This is a genomic window from Ruminococcus bicirculans (ex Wegman et al. 2014), from assembly GCF_000723465.1.
Lineage (GTDB): Bacteria > Bacillota > Clostridia > Oscillospirales > Ruminococcaceae > Hominimerdicola > Hominimerdicola aceti.
In genome coordinates this window covers 1,375,605-1,388,744 of record NZ_HF545616.1, presented here as the reverse complement: position 1 = coordinate 1,388,744, position 13,140 = coordinate 1,375,605, and the positions used below count along the sequence as shown (strand labels likewise).

At 40.9% G+C, this 13,140-nt stretch carries 15 protein-coding genes, 1 tRNA gene and 1 pseudogene; 5 read left to right on the top strand and 12 right to left on the bottom strand.

Features of this window, described 5'->3' with window-relative positions; all coding sequences use genetic code 11:
* Nucleotides 1–16: 16 nt before the first annotated feature.
* The 8 genes and pseudogenes from RBI_RS06340 to RBI_RS06310 form a co-directional block, all read right to left on the bottom strand.
* Nucleotides 17–214 (bottom strand): hypothetical protein, encoded by a 198-nt coding sequence (locus RBI_RS06340; RefSeq protein ID WP_038671814.1) that lies wholly within the window; start codon nt 212–214, stop codon nt 17–19.
* Nucleotides 195–335, bottom strand: coding sequence for a hypothetical protein (locus RBI_RS14945; protein ID WP_158455117.1), 141 nt, complete (start codon nt 333–335; stop codon nt 195–197). The genes RBI_RS06340 and RBI_RS14945 overlap by 20 nt, the downstream gene beginning before the upstream one ends.
* A gap of 62 nt (nt 336–397) precedes the next feature.
* Nucleotides 398–736 (bottom strand): annotated as a pseudogene (locus RBI_RS06335) (hypothetical protein); the annotation flags it as partial.
* Nucleotides 736–1,512 carry a BRO family protein gene (locus RBI_RS06330; protein WP_051706544.1) on the bottom strand — a complete coding sequence of 259 codons (777 nt, stop codon included), beginning with the start codon at nt 1,510–1,512 and terminating at the stop codon, nt 736–738. The gene RBI_RS06330 and the pseudogene RBI_RS06335, both read right to left, overlap by 1 nt.
* Nucleotides 1,505–2,776: a DNA (cytosine-5-)-methyltransferase gene (gene dcm, locus RBI_RS06325; RefSeq protein ID WP_038671813.1), complete on the bottom strand. Its 1,272-nt coding sequence runs from the start codon at nt 2,774–2,776 to the stop codon at nt 1,505–1,507. Before dcm ends, RBI_RS06330 begins: the two co-directional genes overlap by 8 nt.
* 62 nt (nt 2,777–2,838) lie before the next feature.
* On the bottom strand, nt 2,839–3,165 hold the full coding sequence (locus RBI_RS06320) for a DUF4314 domain-containing protein (RefSeq protein WP_081855978.1): 327 nt from the start codon (nt 3,163–3,165) through the stop codon (nt 2,839–2,841).
* 431 nt (nt 3,166–3,596) lie between these two features.
* Nucleotides 3,597–3,680, bottom strand: a tRNA-Leu gene (locus RBI_RS06315).
* 97 nt (nt 3,681–3,777) lie between these two features.
* The gene (locus RBI_RS06310) at nt 3,778–4,089 is read right to left on the bottom strand and encodes a thioredoxin family protein (protein ID WP_022288447.1); all 312 of its coding nucleotides are present in this window, start codon (nt 4,087–4,089) and stop codon (nt 3,778–3,780) included.
* Nucleotides 4,090–4,462: 373 nt separating this feature from the next.
* On the opposite strand from RBI_RS06310, the gene RBI_RS06305 reads away from it, so the two are divergent.
* From RBI_RS06305 to RBI_RS06285, 5 genes are all read left to right on the top strand, one after another.
* Nucleotides 4,463–5,530, top strand: coding sequence for a sulfate/molybdate ABC transporter ATP-binding protein (locus RBI_RS06305; RefSeq protein WP_038671811.1), 1,068 nt, complete (start codon nt 4,463–4,465; stop codon nt 5,528–5,530).
* 17 nt (nt 5,531–5,547) lie between these two features.
* Nucleotides 5,548–6,324, top strand: a complete 777-nt coding sequence (locus RBI_RS06300) for an ABC transporter permease (protein ID WP_022288445.1) — start codon at nt 5,548–5,550, stop codon at nt 6,322–6,324.
* Nucleotides 6,325–6,349: 25 nt separating this feature from the next.
* A complete protein-coding gene (locus tag RBI_RS06295; RefSeq protein WP_038671809.1) occupies nt 6,350–7,402 on the top strand; it encodes an ABC transporter substrate-binding protein in 1,053 nt (350 codons plus the stop codon).
* 17 nt (nt 7,403–7,419) lie between these two features.
* Nucleotides 7,420–8,910: an aryl-sulfate sulfotransferase gene (locus RBI_RS06290; protein WP_051706542.1), complete on the top strand. Its 1,491-nt coding sequence runs from the start codon at nt 7,420–7,422 to the stop codon at nt 8,908–8,910.
* A 159-nt stretch (nt 8,911–9,069) separates the two neighbouring features.
* Nucleotides 9,070–9,282, top strand: coding sequence for a hypothetical protein (locus RBI_RS06285; RefSeq protein WP_022287335.1), 213 nt, complete (start codon nt 9,070–9,072; stop codon nt 9,280–9,282).
* A 444-nt stretch (nt 9,283–9,726) separates the two neighbouring features.
* Here RBI_RS06285 and RBI_RS15420 read toward each other — a convergent pair whose 3' ends face one another.
* From RBI_RS15420 to RBI_RS06270, 4 genes are all read right to left on the bottom strand, one after another.
* The gene (locus RBI_RS15420; protein WP_022287684.1) at nt 9,727–9,861 is read right to left on the bottom strand and encodes a hypothetical protein; all 135 of its coding nucleotides are present in this window, start codon (nt 9,859–9,861) and stop codon (nt 9,727–9,729) included.
* A gap of 104 nt (nt 9,862–9,965) precedes the next feature.
* Complete coding sequence (locus RBI_RS06280; RefSeq protein WP_051706540.1) at nt 9,966–10,820, bottom strand: ATP-binding cassette domain-containing protein; 855 nt, start codon at nt 10,818–10,820, stop codon at nt 9,966–9,968.
* Nucleotides 10,821–10,834: 14 nt separating this feature from the next.
* Nucleotides 10,835–11,929 carry a hypothetical protein gene (locus RBI_RS06275; RefSeq protein ID WP_038671807.1) on the bottom strand — a complete coding sequence of 365 codons (1,095 nt, stop codon included), beginning with the start codon at nt 11,927–11,929 and terminating at the stop codon, nt 10,835–10,837.
* Nucleotides 11,929–13,128, bottom strand: a complete 1,200-nt coding sequence (locus tag RBI_RS06270; protein ID WP_148303581.1) for a hypothetical protein — start codon at nt 13,126–13,128, stop codon at nt 11,929–11,931. The genes RBI_RS06275 and RBI_RS06270 overlap by 1 nt, the downstream gene beginning before the upstream one ends.
* Nucleotides 13,129–13,140: the final 12 nt, after the last annotated feature.

Below are 13,140 nucleotides of genomic sequence, written 5' to 3'. Positions count from 1 at the left end.
TTCATTTGTTGTATTTTCAACCCTTGATTATCGGGTCAACATAGCTGAATATGATGCGTTTCTGTTCAAGGTAGCCGTTGGCTTTATTGACCTCGTTACACAGCTCCTTGTACTGCCTTTCCGAAAGTACGGGCTTTGTGGCTCTCAGCATTGCTGGAATACTGCCGAGGCAGAACTTGAAGTCAACTTTAGCTTTAATTCTGTTTGTGTGCATCACTTACCTCCTTGTCCAGACGTGCGATCTCTTTTTCAGCTGCCTTAAAAGCCGCAGCAAGGCTGCCGACCGTCAGTCCGATAATCCCTCCGATTATCATTCCTGTGAATAAATACACCATTACATCATCTCCATTCCTAAATCTTCGGTTTCTTCCATAGGACTGCAATCTTCATTCTGTTTTTGTTCTTTTTCCGAAACAAAACCGCCAAGTCTGTTCGGAACATAATCGGAAAGCCATGTACCTCCGAACTGCTCGTGTGTATGCAATCTCCACATTGCAAGCTTACCGATATCAAGCTGAACGTCATCAAACGGAAACAGCAGACAAGTCAGATTTTCATTTTTAAAAGTATATGCTTTTTCAAATCGACTTTCGTTCTGCAATATTCCGCTTTCCGTCAGCATATCGTTTATGCCGTCAACCCATTCTTTAAGGTCGCCGCCGCAGCCTTGCAGGATAAGAGCCTCGCTGTTATTCATTTTTCTCAGATCGTGTAAAGTAACGCTTATTATCTCCATTATTGCAAAACCTCCTTCCCATAATATTTCTTCAGCAGAGTGATCACAAATCTTTGCCCTTTTCCTGTCACAAACGTCTGCTGATAGGTCTTGGTCATAGTCGCAGTTTCAAACACCGACTCCTTTACGGAAAAATATCCGCGATCGATAAAAGTCTGATAGGGGAGATTATTCGCCATAAGAACTCCCTTTCTTTTCAGCCAGCCGTAAAGCTTGTTCCTGCCGACAGGGATATTTTCGGCTCTTGCAAGCTTTGCCATAACGTTCATGTCGATAAGATTATTGGTGTTTGACACCTGATTCGCAAACTCCACCAGCGGCTGATCGTGGCGGATACGCTCGTTCAGCTGATTTATCGCCATCATCTGCAAGCGGAAAAGATTCTGATACGGTTCGTCAAGGAACGGGAGATAGTTTTCTATGAACATTTCTTCGTTGCCGACGTAACCGCCTGTGCGACGGATAGTTGGGAGTACTTCGGTCGTGATCCATTTACGAAAAGGCTTTGCTTTAGGTTTATCAGACCTTACAAGAATTGAATACAAACCTGATTCGCTTACGACATATGCTTTCTGTTTTCTTCCGAGCGAATCGGTGAGTCCGATTGAATCGTACTCATCTTTATCAAGTCTTTTGACGACCTCTCCGGCACTGTTTGCTTTCATTTCAAGCACTCGGCAGATATCTTTTAATATCCACCAAGTTTCTCCGTTTCGTACCACAGTTCTCACTTTTCCAAATTCTTTACTTTCAAATATCTTTATCATATTATTCATTTGCATTCTCCTTGTCAATTTCTAAAATAAACCTTGCAAGAGCCTCGATAACATTCGTAGTCACGGCATTTCCTGCCTGCTTGTAAAGCTGTGCGTCTGACATTCCCGTTGCCGCCACCTTGTTGAACTGCTCGTCTGTAAACCCCTGCAAACGCCAGCATTCCAAAGGCATGAGCCTGCGGATATATCCGCAGTAGATCACCCCGTGTTTATCGGTGACAGTTATCGTAAACATCGGCTCGTTTGGAAGTTTAAATCTTCGCCCTTGCTGACGAACTTTCTCCTTTTCGGGAGTAAGCACCGCAATCGGATCGCTAATCACGATCACCCCCGACTTTTCTCCTTTATGGTGACCTATACCGCTGTCCTGCCTTGACGTTATGCACCTCGCAAGCTCTGTAACTTTCGGTTCGGGATTCATATCGATACACATAGCGTAATATCCCTGATTACAGCTTGTTGTCAGCGTGTGTGCTACATCGTGACCTACACGTCCTCGTCTTGAATTAATGTTAGGGTAGGCGAGATCAATACTGTCGCCGGGCAATGCTAACTGATAGCCCGACTTGGTTTTGACCTTGATCGGAAGTCCTATGATCTCGTAAAGTCCTGTCTTTCCTCCGAAGCCTCCTGCCGTTCCCGTAAGCGTTATGCTCAGTCCGTCGGCTGAGTACACTCTGCAGCCCTCTCGTCCGGGTATGCGTTGTACAAGAGTTTTTGGATTTGCGTCCGTGAAAGACAATACTTTTCCGGCGCATTTTTCTCTAAGAAATCCGATAATGAACACTCTCTTTCGGGATTGGGCGACATGAAAATTTGCGCTGTTAAGCACCTGCCATGCGACATCGTACCCCAATTCGTCCAGCGAACCAAGGATGGTCGCAAACGTCCTGCCTGAGTCATGCGATAACAATCCGGGTACGTTCTCAAGCAGCAGATATTTAGGTTTTTTAACGGCAGCGATTCTGGCAATTTCAAAGAACAGAGTTCCTCTTGCGTCGTCAAATCCGCCCCTTTTTCCAGCGATTGAAAAGCTTTGGCAAGGGAAGCCTCCGCATATAAGGTCGAAATCGGGTAACTCGTTTGGGTTGATTTTTCTTGCGTCATCGTAATACACCTCGCCTTCCGTATCGTACATTGTTTCGTATGCTTTTTTAGCATATCGGTCAATCTCGCAGTACCCGACGCACTCAAAGCCTCCTGCTTTTTCAAGTCCTGAGCGGAATCCGCCGATGCCTGCAAAGATATCGAAATATTTTATCATTTATCACTGATCCTTTCCTTTTTGCAATAAAAAAACGGCTAAGTCTTTTCAAAACTTAACCGTTACATTGACATATTCATTTCTTCGTTTTCTTCAAGATCTTCCGTTTCTGTAATTTCCTCGCACTCAATATTTTCCTCTGTTTGCGTATCATTCTGAGCTTGTTCCTGATCAATTTTATGGAACTGATCCACATCGGGGATAACACCGAGCATTCTTCCGTTGTCAAATTTACAATGCAGAGTTCCTGCATCGTCCACAAATTGAACTATGCCTTTAGTACCTGGTGGAATCGGACGGGGATCGTTATCCATACTGTCAAGGCATATCCGAGTTCCTTCGGGATATCTCTGCCTGAGCATTTCTACCTTCTTTTCGTTGTAAATCATATAACACCTCACATCGTCATTCCCATATCGGGTCTTTGGTCATGTCCTCGGTCTGACTGCTGTTCATTTTTTACTTGATCACCTCCAGTCGTTTTAGATTCCCTTTTTATAGTATTTTTGTTATCGAGCCTCCTTTGAAACAAAAAAAGGCCGCTTTGTCGTTTATCGCATTTCGTGATATTTGACAAAACAGCCTTCTAAACTTTGTGAATGTTTTTTTATAAAAAAACGGCAAGCCGGGAGCGAAATCTGCTCAAAGCTTGCCGTTTTATTTGACAATATTCATTTGTCGAGGGTTCGAACCCTTCCGGTCGGTGAAAATCATGAAAAAGCATCCATGGTTTTTACCTTGAATTTTTCAGCTGAAAAGCATGAAAAAAGCCCGTAAATACGGGCTTTTAAGGGTGAGCATCCATTTAGTCTCACCAATATGGTGCGGGTGACAGGACTTGAACCTGCACGGTGTTGCCAATAGAACCTAAATCTATCGCGTCTGCCAATTCCGCCACACCCGCATACAAAACAACATTATTATTTTATCATAAACTCCCTACTTTGTCAAGACCTTTTGCTCAAAAAAATGCCCGATGCTCAAAACATCGGACTGATTTTTTATAATCTCTTAATATTGTCAAGAATTATCAGCTTGTGTGTAAAACCCTCAAGCTTGTTTTTGATATCACCGTTCTTTATAAAAAGGAGTGTTGGCAGTGCTGTAACGTCATATCTCTTCGCAAGATCTGGCTGAGAGGTGATATCACACTTAGCTATGATAGCGGTTTCTCCAAGCTCTTCTGCAGCTTCGTTAAGCCCTGCCTCTGTTCTTTTACAGTGAACACAGGTAGGTGAGTAAAATTCTATAACAAGCGGTTTGTCTGCTGATATCAGCTCGTTGTAATTCTGGTTTGTCAGTTCTGTAAGCATTTTTTTATTTCCTCCAATATATATTATATTATTCATATAGTTTTACTATGAATATAGTGATTATATCACTATTTACGCACTTTGTCAAGAGTATTATCAAACATTTCTGTATATCATATTTCTCACATATGTTAGTTATGAATAAAATGTACAACAATAATAAAGTATTCCTATCATATATGTATGATTTCACAAAAATCACTCATAACTATTGACATTTCCATAAAATCATGTATAATAAAAGCATACTAATCATATCGACTTGATATGAATTGAAAGTGAGGAGCTTAAATTGTCAAAGATTAATAAGCGAATGCAGCGATGTTGACACTGGAACTATCACAGCAATATATCTTAATTGGAGTTGTCAGCTATGTATATAGAATTAAAAAACATTAATAAAAGCTTTGGCGATTTTAAAGCTTCGGATAACGTAAGTTTTGGTATTGAAAAGGGAAAGCTTATCGGTCTGCTCGGACCGAGCGGCAGCGGTAAAACAACTATCCTGCGTATGCTTGCAGGTTTGGAAAAACAGGATAGCGGCGATATTATTATAGATGGTAAAAATGTCAACAAACTTCCATCAAATGAAAGAGGTATCGGATTTGTTTTTCAAAGCTATGCGCTCTTCCCTTTTATGACAGTTTACGATAATATAGCTTATGGTTTGAAGGTTCAGAAAAAAGATAAGAAGTTTATCAAACAACGTGTGGCTGAGCTTCTTGAACTTGTTGGCTTGCCTGACGTTGGCAAGCGTTATCCTGACCAGCTTAGCGGAGGTCAAAGGCAGCGTATCGCTCTTGCAAGAGCACTAGCACCTCAGCCTGAACTCCTTCTACTTGACGAACCTTTTGCAGCTATCGACGCAAAGGTAAGAAAAGAACTGAGAACATGGCTTCGTGATACAATTGATAAAATAGGCATAACTAGCATTTTCGTTACACACGATCAGGACGAAGCAATAGAGGTCGCAGACGAAATTGTTATCACAAACAAAGGCAGAGTTGAGCAGATAAGCAATCCAGTTGAGATATACCTTGAACCTAAAACTCCTTTTGTTGCTCAGTTTATCGGTCAGTCCGCTATTATCGAGGATTACAGCAAACTAAAGGGTTTTGAAGTTACAGAAAATAATGCCTCAGCTATAATCCGACCGGAATTTATTGAAATAAATAAATTTGAAGACAGTGAATACCACCCATTTGAAAGCTCTATGGAAGACGCAGTTGTAGAAGATGTATCATTCAGAGGTAACTCTTTTGAAGTAAGAGCTCTGATCGACAATATCTCAATAACGGGAAGATATCCACTTAATGCTTCCCGCTTAAAAAAAGGCGATAAGGTAAAAGTACTTATCAAGAAGCTTTACACTATTGATGAAAACACTACAAATATTCTCGTAAACAAAGCTCTTGATGACTCAGAGCTGTACTATATTTAATAAGGAGGACATTAAAGATGGAAAATAATAAAACAAAGTCCTCTGCTATACAGAAGATACTAAAATGTGGCATCATATCATGGGTAGCAATAATTGCCCTTTGGGGAATAGGATCTTTGAAATATGATGAATATTTTCTTCCAAGCCCAAAGGAAACGATCGACAGCATGAAGGAACTTATCAAAGACGGAACTCTTTGGAGTGATATTGTTGCAAGCGTCGGAAGAGTAATAAAAGGCTGGCTACTTTCAATAATTTTTGCTGTTCCTATGGGTCTTATTGTAGGAAATTTCAGACCTGTACGCTGGCTCGTTGAACCTATACTTAGCTTTTTCAGATTCGTGCCTGCTATTGCATTGACGACACTCTTTCTAATGTGGTTCGGAGTAGGCGAAGAATCAAAAGTAGCACTTATTTTCTACGCATCATTCTTCCCTATGTTCGTAAACACTATAGCGGGTGTGGCTTCAACTGATAAGCAGCTCGTGGAAGCAGCTTCCTGCATGGGGGCAAAAAAAGCAAGAGTTTTTTTCACAGTAGTTGTACCATCAGCGGTATCTAATATCTACACTGGAATAAGACTAGGACTTAGCTCAGCTATAATCTGTGTTGTGGCAGCTGAAATGCTGGTCGGCAGTGATGGCCTTGGTTATCTTATAAACAGCTCGAAGCTTTATTACAAAACAAGCTGGGCTTTTGCAGGAATCGTCACACTTGCTGTGATTGGCTTTGCTGCTGACAGGATCCTACAGTTTATTGGCAAGAAAAAACTTAAACACTTTGACGTAAAATAATTAATTTAACAGGAGAGATTTAAAAATGAACATAAAAAAGATAATCGCAATAATAGCGTCGACAGCATTGACAGCAACTCTTCTTGCATCATGTGGTAGTTCATCAAGCGGAAAAACCGCAAAGAAGGTTACCAAAGACGGTAAAGAGCTTAGCGTTTTGAGAGTTGCGAACATGACAGGTCAGCCAGATCAGTATGCCGACTATATCGGTATGGAGCAAGGAATATTTGAGAAATATGGTATATCTCTCGAAACATCAGAATACGCTGCCGGCATTAACACAGTTGACGCTATTGCAACAGGCACAGCAGATACAGGACTGCTTGCAGATTTTGCTGCTGTAAACAGAATTGGAAATACTCTCGATAACACTAATCTTGTGATTTTTTCAGATCTAAGTTCTAGCGTTTCATATAACGGTGGTCTTTTTGTTGCACCAAAATACAAAGATGATCTTGATGCTTTAGATGAAAGTGAAGGATGGATAACTTCTATTGGAACAGTTTCAGAATACTTCAACTGGCAGGCTCAGACTTATTTAGGACTTGACCCGTCAAAGCAGAAAAACGTCAACACAGATTCCATATCAACTCAAATAGCAGTTGCACATAACGGTGAGGCATCAGCCGCTATCGTTACAGGCTCAGCTATAAAAAAATATGAAGCAGAGGGCTGGACTCAGGTCGCATCTGCAAAAGATATAGGGATAAACGTATCTGCTTATCTTATAACATCAAGCGACTTTGCAAAGAACAATACTGAAACTCTTACGAACTATCTTAAAGCACTTGATGAAAGCGTTAAATACATAAATGACAACTTAGATGAGTCGGCTGAAAAAATATCAAAGAAATATGGAATAGAACCAGATGATTTCAAAACAAACTGGGAACAGTACAGTATTAAACTGGGACTTTCTGAGGAAGCTGCATCTCATCTTGATGAAATAAATAAGTGGGCGTATGAGAATGGTAAATATCCAAACAGTTACAACATAAGGGAATTTTATTATCCAGATGCAGCAAAAAAAGCATTTCCAGATAACGTTACGGCAGACCTGACAAAAGCAGACAAATAAACAAGGAGGAATCAGACATGGGTTATCCAAGCATTTATCCAACAGGAGTTACAATATACAACAAAGAAAAAGCCTACAGCGGCTATACGATCTTCCCGTCCGCTAAAGGTGCTCTGCTCATAGATATGAATGGCAATGAAGTAAAGCTTTGGGCTGGACTGGGAGGATTTCCTAACAAAATACTCCCAGGCGGATATGTAATGGGCACAACAGGAGCAAGAGGAGGTAAATATGCATATCAGGATCAACTTGATCTTGTTCAGGTAGACTGGGACGGTCATATCGTATGGAAATTCGACAAAACTGAACTTGTTGCCGACCCGGGTAAAGAACCGGTCTATATGGCTAGACAGCACCATGATTTTCAGCGTGAAGGCAGCACTGTGGGTTACTATTATCCAAATGGTGAGCCAAAGACAGACAGTGGCAATACACTTATCCTTACTCACGAGAACCTCTACAACCACGATATTTCAGATAAAAGACTTATCGACGATAAGATCATCGAAGTGGATTGGGAAGGCAATATAATTTGGAGCTGGCGTGCAAGCGACCACTTTGATGAGCTTGGCTTTGACGAGGCCGCAAAGAACGCATTGTTCAGAAACCCTGGTCTTCACGGTGAGGCAGGTGGAGATTGGATGCACATAAACAACTTCTCTACACTTGGCGAAAATAAGTGGTATGACGCAGGCGACAAACGCTTCCACCCGGACAATATCATATTTGACGCAAGAAACTCAAACATACTCGGAATTATCGAGAAATCAACAGGTAAGATAGTATGGCGTGTAGGTCCTAACTTCAACGAAAGCGAAGCCACAAAGAAGCTTGGCTGGATAATTGGTCAGCACCACCTGCACATGATACCAAAGGGACTTCCTGGAGAGGGCGACCTGTTGGTATTCGATAACGGTGGCGAGGGTGGCTACGGCACACCTAACCCTGCTTCCCTCACAGGCGTGAACAATGCACACAGAGATTACTCAAGAGTACTTCAATTCAATCCTGTTACACATGAAATAACATGGCAGTACACTCCCCTTGAAGCAGGAAATCTGCTTTTTACTGACGCTTCTAAGTTCTATAGCTCATACATCAGCTCTGCACAGCGACTTCCGAACGGAAACACTCTTATTACGGAAGGTTCAGATGGACATCTTCTTGAGGTCACACCTGACCATGAAATAGTTTGGGAATTTGTAAACCCTTATTTCAAGAATTTTGCTGGAACATTCAAAAGCAACATGATCTACAGAGCTTATCGTGTACCATACGAGTGGATACCACAGCTTAAAAAGCCTGTTGAGACCTCTATCGAGCCTATCGACATTACAAAGTTCAGAGTATCAGGTGCTTCTATTGGCGAGGGTACAGGGCTTGTTACAGCCGTTGACGGGATCGATCCAACAAAAGGAGTTCCTCTCACAGGTTCAGGAAATGAAGAAGATGATGATGAACGCATCGACTTCTGTGTTGCTTCTGTAAAGAAAAAAGATCTAGAATAAAATTAATATACATAAGGCAGCTTCTGTAAAACGAGGCTGCTTTTTTTAAGACTGCAGAGAGTTTAGGCTATTTCAACTTCCGTGTTGATAAATGTAAACTTTTTTAGAAAGTATGATATAATATAGTATTGCATTAAATAAAAAAAGAGGGTGTAAAACTTGATCGATCTTGATGATTTTTGGTATATAGTCAGGTCGCAACATTATACCAAAAGAGAAATGGAAATAATATATGGCAATCTGGAATACGTTCCGCCAAAGCAAATAGATAAACTTTGGGATAAGGCTGTAGACAAATGGGGCGATTGGCAAGCTGCACAGCATATAGCTAAGAAATATGATGATGACGGATATCTTCGCAAGAAGAAATAGCACAAACAAAAATAAGCTGCTACAGAAAAATCTGTGGCAGCTTATTCTATTCAGAACAGTCCTAATTTTAACCTATCAACATCAGCTCCTGATATCTGTTTGTACAAATCCATAAGATTTTGAATCATATTTAATGACGAGCGGTTCGAAGGATCAGTTACATAGTGTATTGTCGGCGAAAATTTATTATAAGAAAAAATGGCTTTGGTTTTATAGGCTTGACCATAAAGAACCTTTCCTCTTAGAATTTCAAATGAATAACATTTCCCGTCTCTTGCAATATGCTTAAATGGTTTTGTTAATGATAATTGCTGGATCTTGCACCTAAGTCTGTTAGTCATTTTTGAGCAAAGATCAAGTGTATTGAATCTGTCAACAAAAATACTTCCACAGTCTTTACACAGATGTTTGTGACCTCTTATCTTAAGAGCTGTATAATGTTCATTATTTAGTGCATATCTTTGTTTCAATTTTAGGCGAAACAACAAAAAGATAATCACACTCATCTGCATTTTCACGCAGTTCAAGTATATCAAATTCATCAAGACAAAGCATATTTTGGTTGTGGTTTATAAGCATATTCTATCCTTTCATTACAATTTTTTCGCAGAGGACAAAGCCTAATTACTGAAGATAAGAGGCAACTATCGTTCAGAGTTGACATCATTATCTGAATTATCTCCTCACTCAAACACTCCCCCGTCAAGCTGTCCGCAGAAATAAAGATCATTCATAGTCGGCTCGCTCATAACAGCGTTAGGGGTGGGCTTTGTCTTTGAGATAGTCTTCGACTTCGTATCCTCATAATAAATGTTCTCGATAGGCAGCAGACCGATGTCCGCTTTCGGAATATCCCAAACCATACCCCTTATGTGCTCAAAAAGCGCCTCTGGGCTGTCATTTGCAATAACTGAGCCTTTATTCAAGATGATAAGATCGTCTGTTATAGTGTCGATGTCGGAAACGATGTGTGTTGAGATTATTATAATGCTTGTTTCTTTGAGCTTCACCATTATCCGCTTGAACTGCTCACGCTCAAATGGGTCAAGACCAGCAGAAGGCTCGTCAAAAATCAGTATCTCGGGGGAGTTAAGGATAGTCTGTGCAATGGCAAGGCGCTGTTTCATTCCGCCAGAAAATGACTTTATCTTGTCATCAAGATTTTCAGACAGATTCACAAGCCCCAGCACACGTCTTATCTCGTCCTCAATAAGCGGCTCAGGCATTCCTTTTAACAGAGCCGAAAATCTGAGAAATTCATGGGCGGTGTAGCTTGGATAAAATGGCTGATACTGAAACTGAAAGCTCAGCTTTTCACGATATTTCTCGCCCATTTCAAAAACGTCCTGCCCGTCAAGGGTCACGCTGCCGCCCGACTTTTTTATCACGCCCGATATGCAGTTCATTATGGTGGTCTTGCCTGCGCCGTTTGGTCCAAGCAAAGCGTTTATGCCCGTATGAAATTCGCAGGTTATGCCCTTGAGCACCTGCTTTTTGCCGTATCTTTTGGATAAGTTTTCTACTCTTAAAACGCTCATATCATCACCACTCCTTATCGGTCAAAGCTTTTTTCATAATATCCGCTGTATCTCCATGCAGTCAGTCCGCTCAAAATCGCTGCAAGATATATGAATACAGCTACCGCTTCCGAACAATCAAAAGCCCTCATATAGTCAAGGTTGTTAAGCTGCCCATTTACGCTTGTGACAGCCGCAAACATATAAGGCGAAAGTGCTCCCACATAATGTGCGGCGGCGGACATGACCGCTATCAGCCCAGAGGTCAGCATAACATATTTTTTCACAGAGCGCACTTGCTTTGCCACAAGCACGAAAATGCCGTAGGTTATAAAAAGCGACATAAGCCTTGTGACATATAGCCATATTATTGTGCCTCTAACAGTTAGCATTAAAGGCGCAAGGTCAAATTGCCACACGCTTTGTAAAGATGAGGTGCTGTACTTGCTCTGATGTAATGTTCCGCTTATAATAAGGTCTGCAAAAAAGCTCAGTGTGAACATTATAAATATCGCCACTGATAAAATTATCTCCCGTGACTTAAAAAACGCTGACGAATTTTTAGATATCTTTATCTGCTGATCCATTCTCTTTTCATAACTATCTGCAACAAAAACGCCCACAAGCAGAAGCACAAATATAGGCATGATATCTACCGCCTGCAATTCAAGAAACTTCAAAAACGGCTCGTCATTTATCACCTGCGGTGTTGGAAAGGCGGCGTAAAGTCGGCTGTTTTTCACAAGGTCAGAGGGAATATTAGCGTCTGTTAGACCTCTTCCCGTGCGTGCATAGCTTCTGATGCTTTCGACCATAAAACAACTGCGAAGCTCTGTTTTATATTTGTTCACGGCGGCTGTAATGTTATTATTATAACCGCTTGCGTAACTTCTCATCTCATATTCCGTTATGTATTCGTCACACTGTTCAAGGGTCTTATCTGCGGAATTTTCTATAAGTTCATTGTATATCTCCGCCGTTTCTTTGTTCATATAGGTAAGATTATTTGAAGAAACAAAGCTCCGATACACTGTGAATTTTGCGGAAGCTGAAAAAATTATCACTATGACAAAAAGCAGCCAGAATTTCTTTATTAGCCGTGAAGTCTGATAACTATACATACTTTTCATTATCCCACCTGCCTTTCAGCAAGGAGATATGTCCCTGCGACAAAAAATGCGGTCATGATGAATATGATAGCAAAATAAACAACGTATTCTCGTGCAGGTATTCCCCAGAAATTCATATAACCTGTGTCATTGAGCATATTGGTGTAATTGCCTGTTAAAATGTCAACGGCAGGATTGGAAAAACTTGTGGTTTTCAGATATAATGGTACAAATATTGGCACAAGACAGACAGCTCCTGCAAGTATGGTCTTTCTGCAAAGCATTGAAAGAAACATAACAATACTTGCGGTGAAAAGCGCATAAACAAGTTTTGCGGCAAATACTGCAACTAGATATCCGCCAAAGCTCATATTCGCCGAACTTAGTTCAAAACCGCTCAGATATTGCAATGGCATATCAAGTTTAATGCCGTTTGTATCGTAAATAAAAAGAGTTATAATATCCACAGTGTAAATTATCAAAACAAGAATTATTACAGCAACAAAGCCGGTACAAAGCTTGAAAAGTGAGAATTTCCTCACGCCCGTTTTGGTTATTCCAAAGCTTTTTATCCTGCCGCTTTGTATCTCTGATGAAAATATGCTGAAAAGAAGCAAATAAACGCCGAACGGTATCAAAATTTCCGATGACATATAGTTTTCAAAGCCGTCAGCGGCTCTGGTGTCAATGATATCGTCCGACTTTTTTAGGTCTGTTATCACGGCGTTGTAATCGCTGATGAGCTTGTCGGAAAGCTTCAAAGAATACTCATCCGTAACGCCACGTCTTGCATTTCGGCTGTAACCTCTCACACGCTCGGATATGAGCTTCAAAGAGTTTTGCTGAGCGTAAAGCTGCCCTTCAATAAGAGAAAACATACTGTCAAGACCCACACCAGCCTGAGAATTTTTCTGAGAAAAATCTATTATCTTTTCCTCAAGCTCCACAGGCAATTCAGCCTGCTTTACACCGCCTGTGTTGTGGTTATTCTGATAGTCGTTTATCTCGTTGTTAAGAGCGTTTTGCTCATCAGCAAGCTTTTGAGCGTCTTGGCTTACAGTTTCCGAGTCGCCTTTAAGATAGGTCATGTATTTTTCACCATAAGCATAAGAGGGTCTGAGTACAGATATCAAAAAGGCGCAGGAAAGCAAAGCCAGCAATAAGCTTATCAAAGCTGACTTCGCCATATCTTTTCTTATCATAAATCTGAGAAGTTTCAAATCGTCACACCT

What these genes read in the sequence shown, in the direction of transcription:
- RBI_RS06340 (WP_038671814.1), bottom strand. Translation starts at nt 214, where the DNA reads ATGCACACAAACAGAATTAAAGCTAAAGTTGACTTCAAGTTCTGCCTC.
- RBI_RS14945 (WP_158455117.1), bottom strand. Translation starts at nt 335, where the DNA reads ATGGTGTATTTATTCACAGGAATGATAATCGGAGGGATTATCGGACTG.
- RBI_RS06330 (WP_051706544.1), bottom strand. Translation starts at nt 1,512, where the DNA reads ATGAATAATATGATAAAGATATTTGAAAGTAAAGAATTTGGAAAAGTG.
- dcm (WP_038671813.1), bottom strand. Translation starts at nt 2,776, where the DNA reads ATGATAAAATATTTCGATATCTTTGCAGGCATCGGCGGATTCCGCTCA.
- RBI_RS06320 (WP_081855978.1), bottom strand. Translation starts at nt 3,165, where the DNA reads ATGATTTACAACGAAAAGAAGGTAGAAATGCTCAGGCAGAGATATCCC.
- RBI_RS06310 (WP_022288447.1), bottom strand. Translation starts at nt 4,089, where the DNA reads ATGCTTACAGAACTGACAAACCAGAATTACAACGAGCTGATATCAGCA.
- RBI_RS06305 (WP_038671811.1), top strand. Translation starts at nt 4,463, where the DNA reads ATGTATATAGAATTAAAAAACATTAATAAAAGCTTTGGCGATTTTAAA.
- RBI_RS06300 (WP_022288445.1), top strand. Translation starts at nt 5,548, where the DNA reads ATGGAAAATAATAAAACAAAGTCCTCTGCTATACAGAAGATACTAAAA.
- RBI_RS06295 (WP_038671809.1), top strand. Translation starts at nt 6,350, where the DNA reads ATGAACATAAAAAAGATAATCGCAATAATAGCGTCGACAGCATTGACA.
- RBI_RS06290 (WP_051706542.1), top strand. Translation starts at nt 7,420, where the DNA reads ATGGGTTATCCAAGCATTTATCCAACAGGAGTTACAATATACAACAAA.
- RBI_RS15420 (WP_022287684.1), bottom strand. Translation starts at nt 9,861, where the DNA reads ATGCTTATAAACCACAACCAAAATATGCTTTGTCTTGATGAATTTGAT.
- RBI_RS06280 (WP_051706540.1), bottom strand. Translation starts at nt 10,820, where the DNA reads ATGAGCGTTTTAAGAGTAGAAAACTTATCCAAAAGATACGGCAAAAAG.
- RBI_RS06275 (WP_038671807.1), bottom strand. Translation starts at nt 11,929, where the DNA reads ATGAAAAGTATGTATAGTTATCAGACTTCACGGCTAATAAAGAAATTC.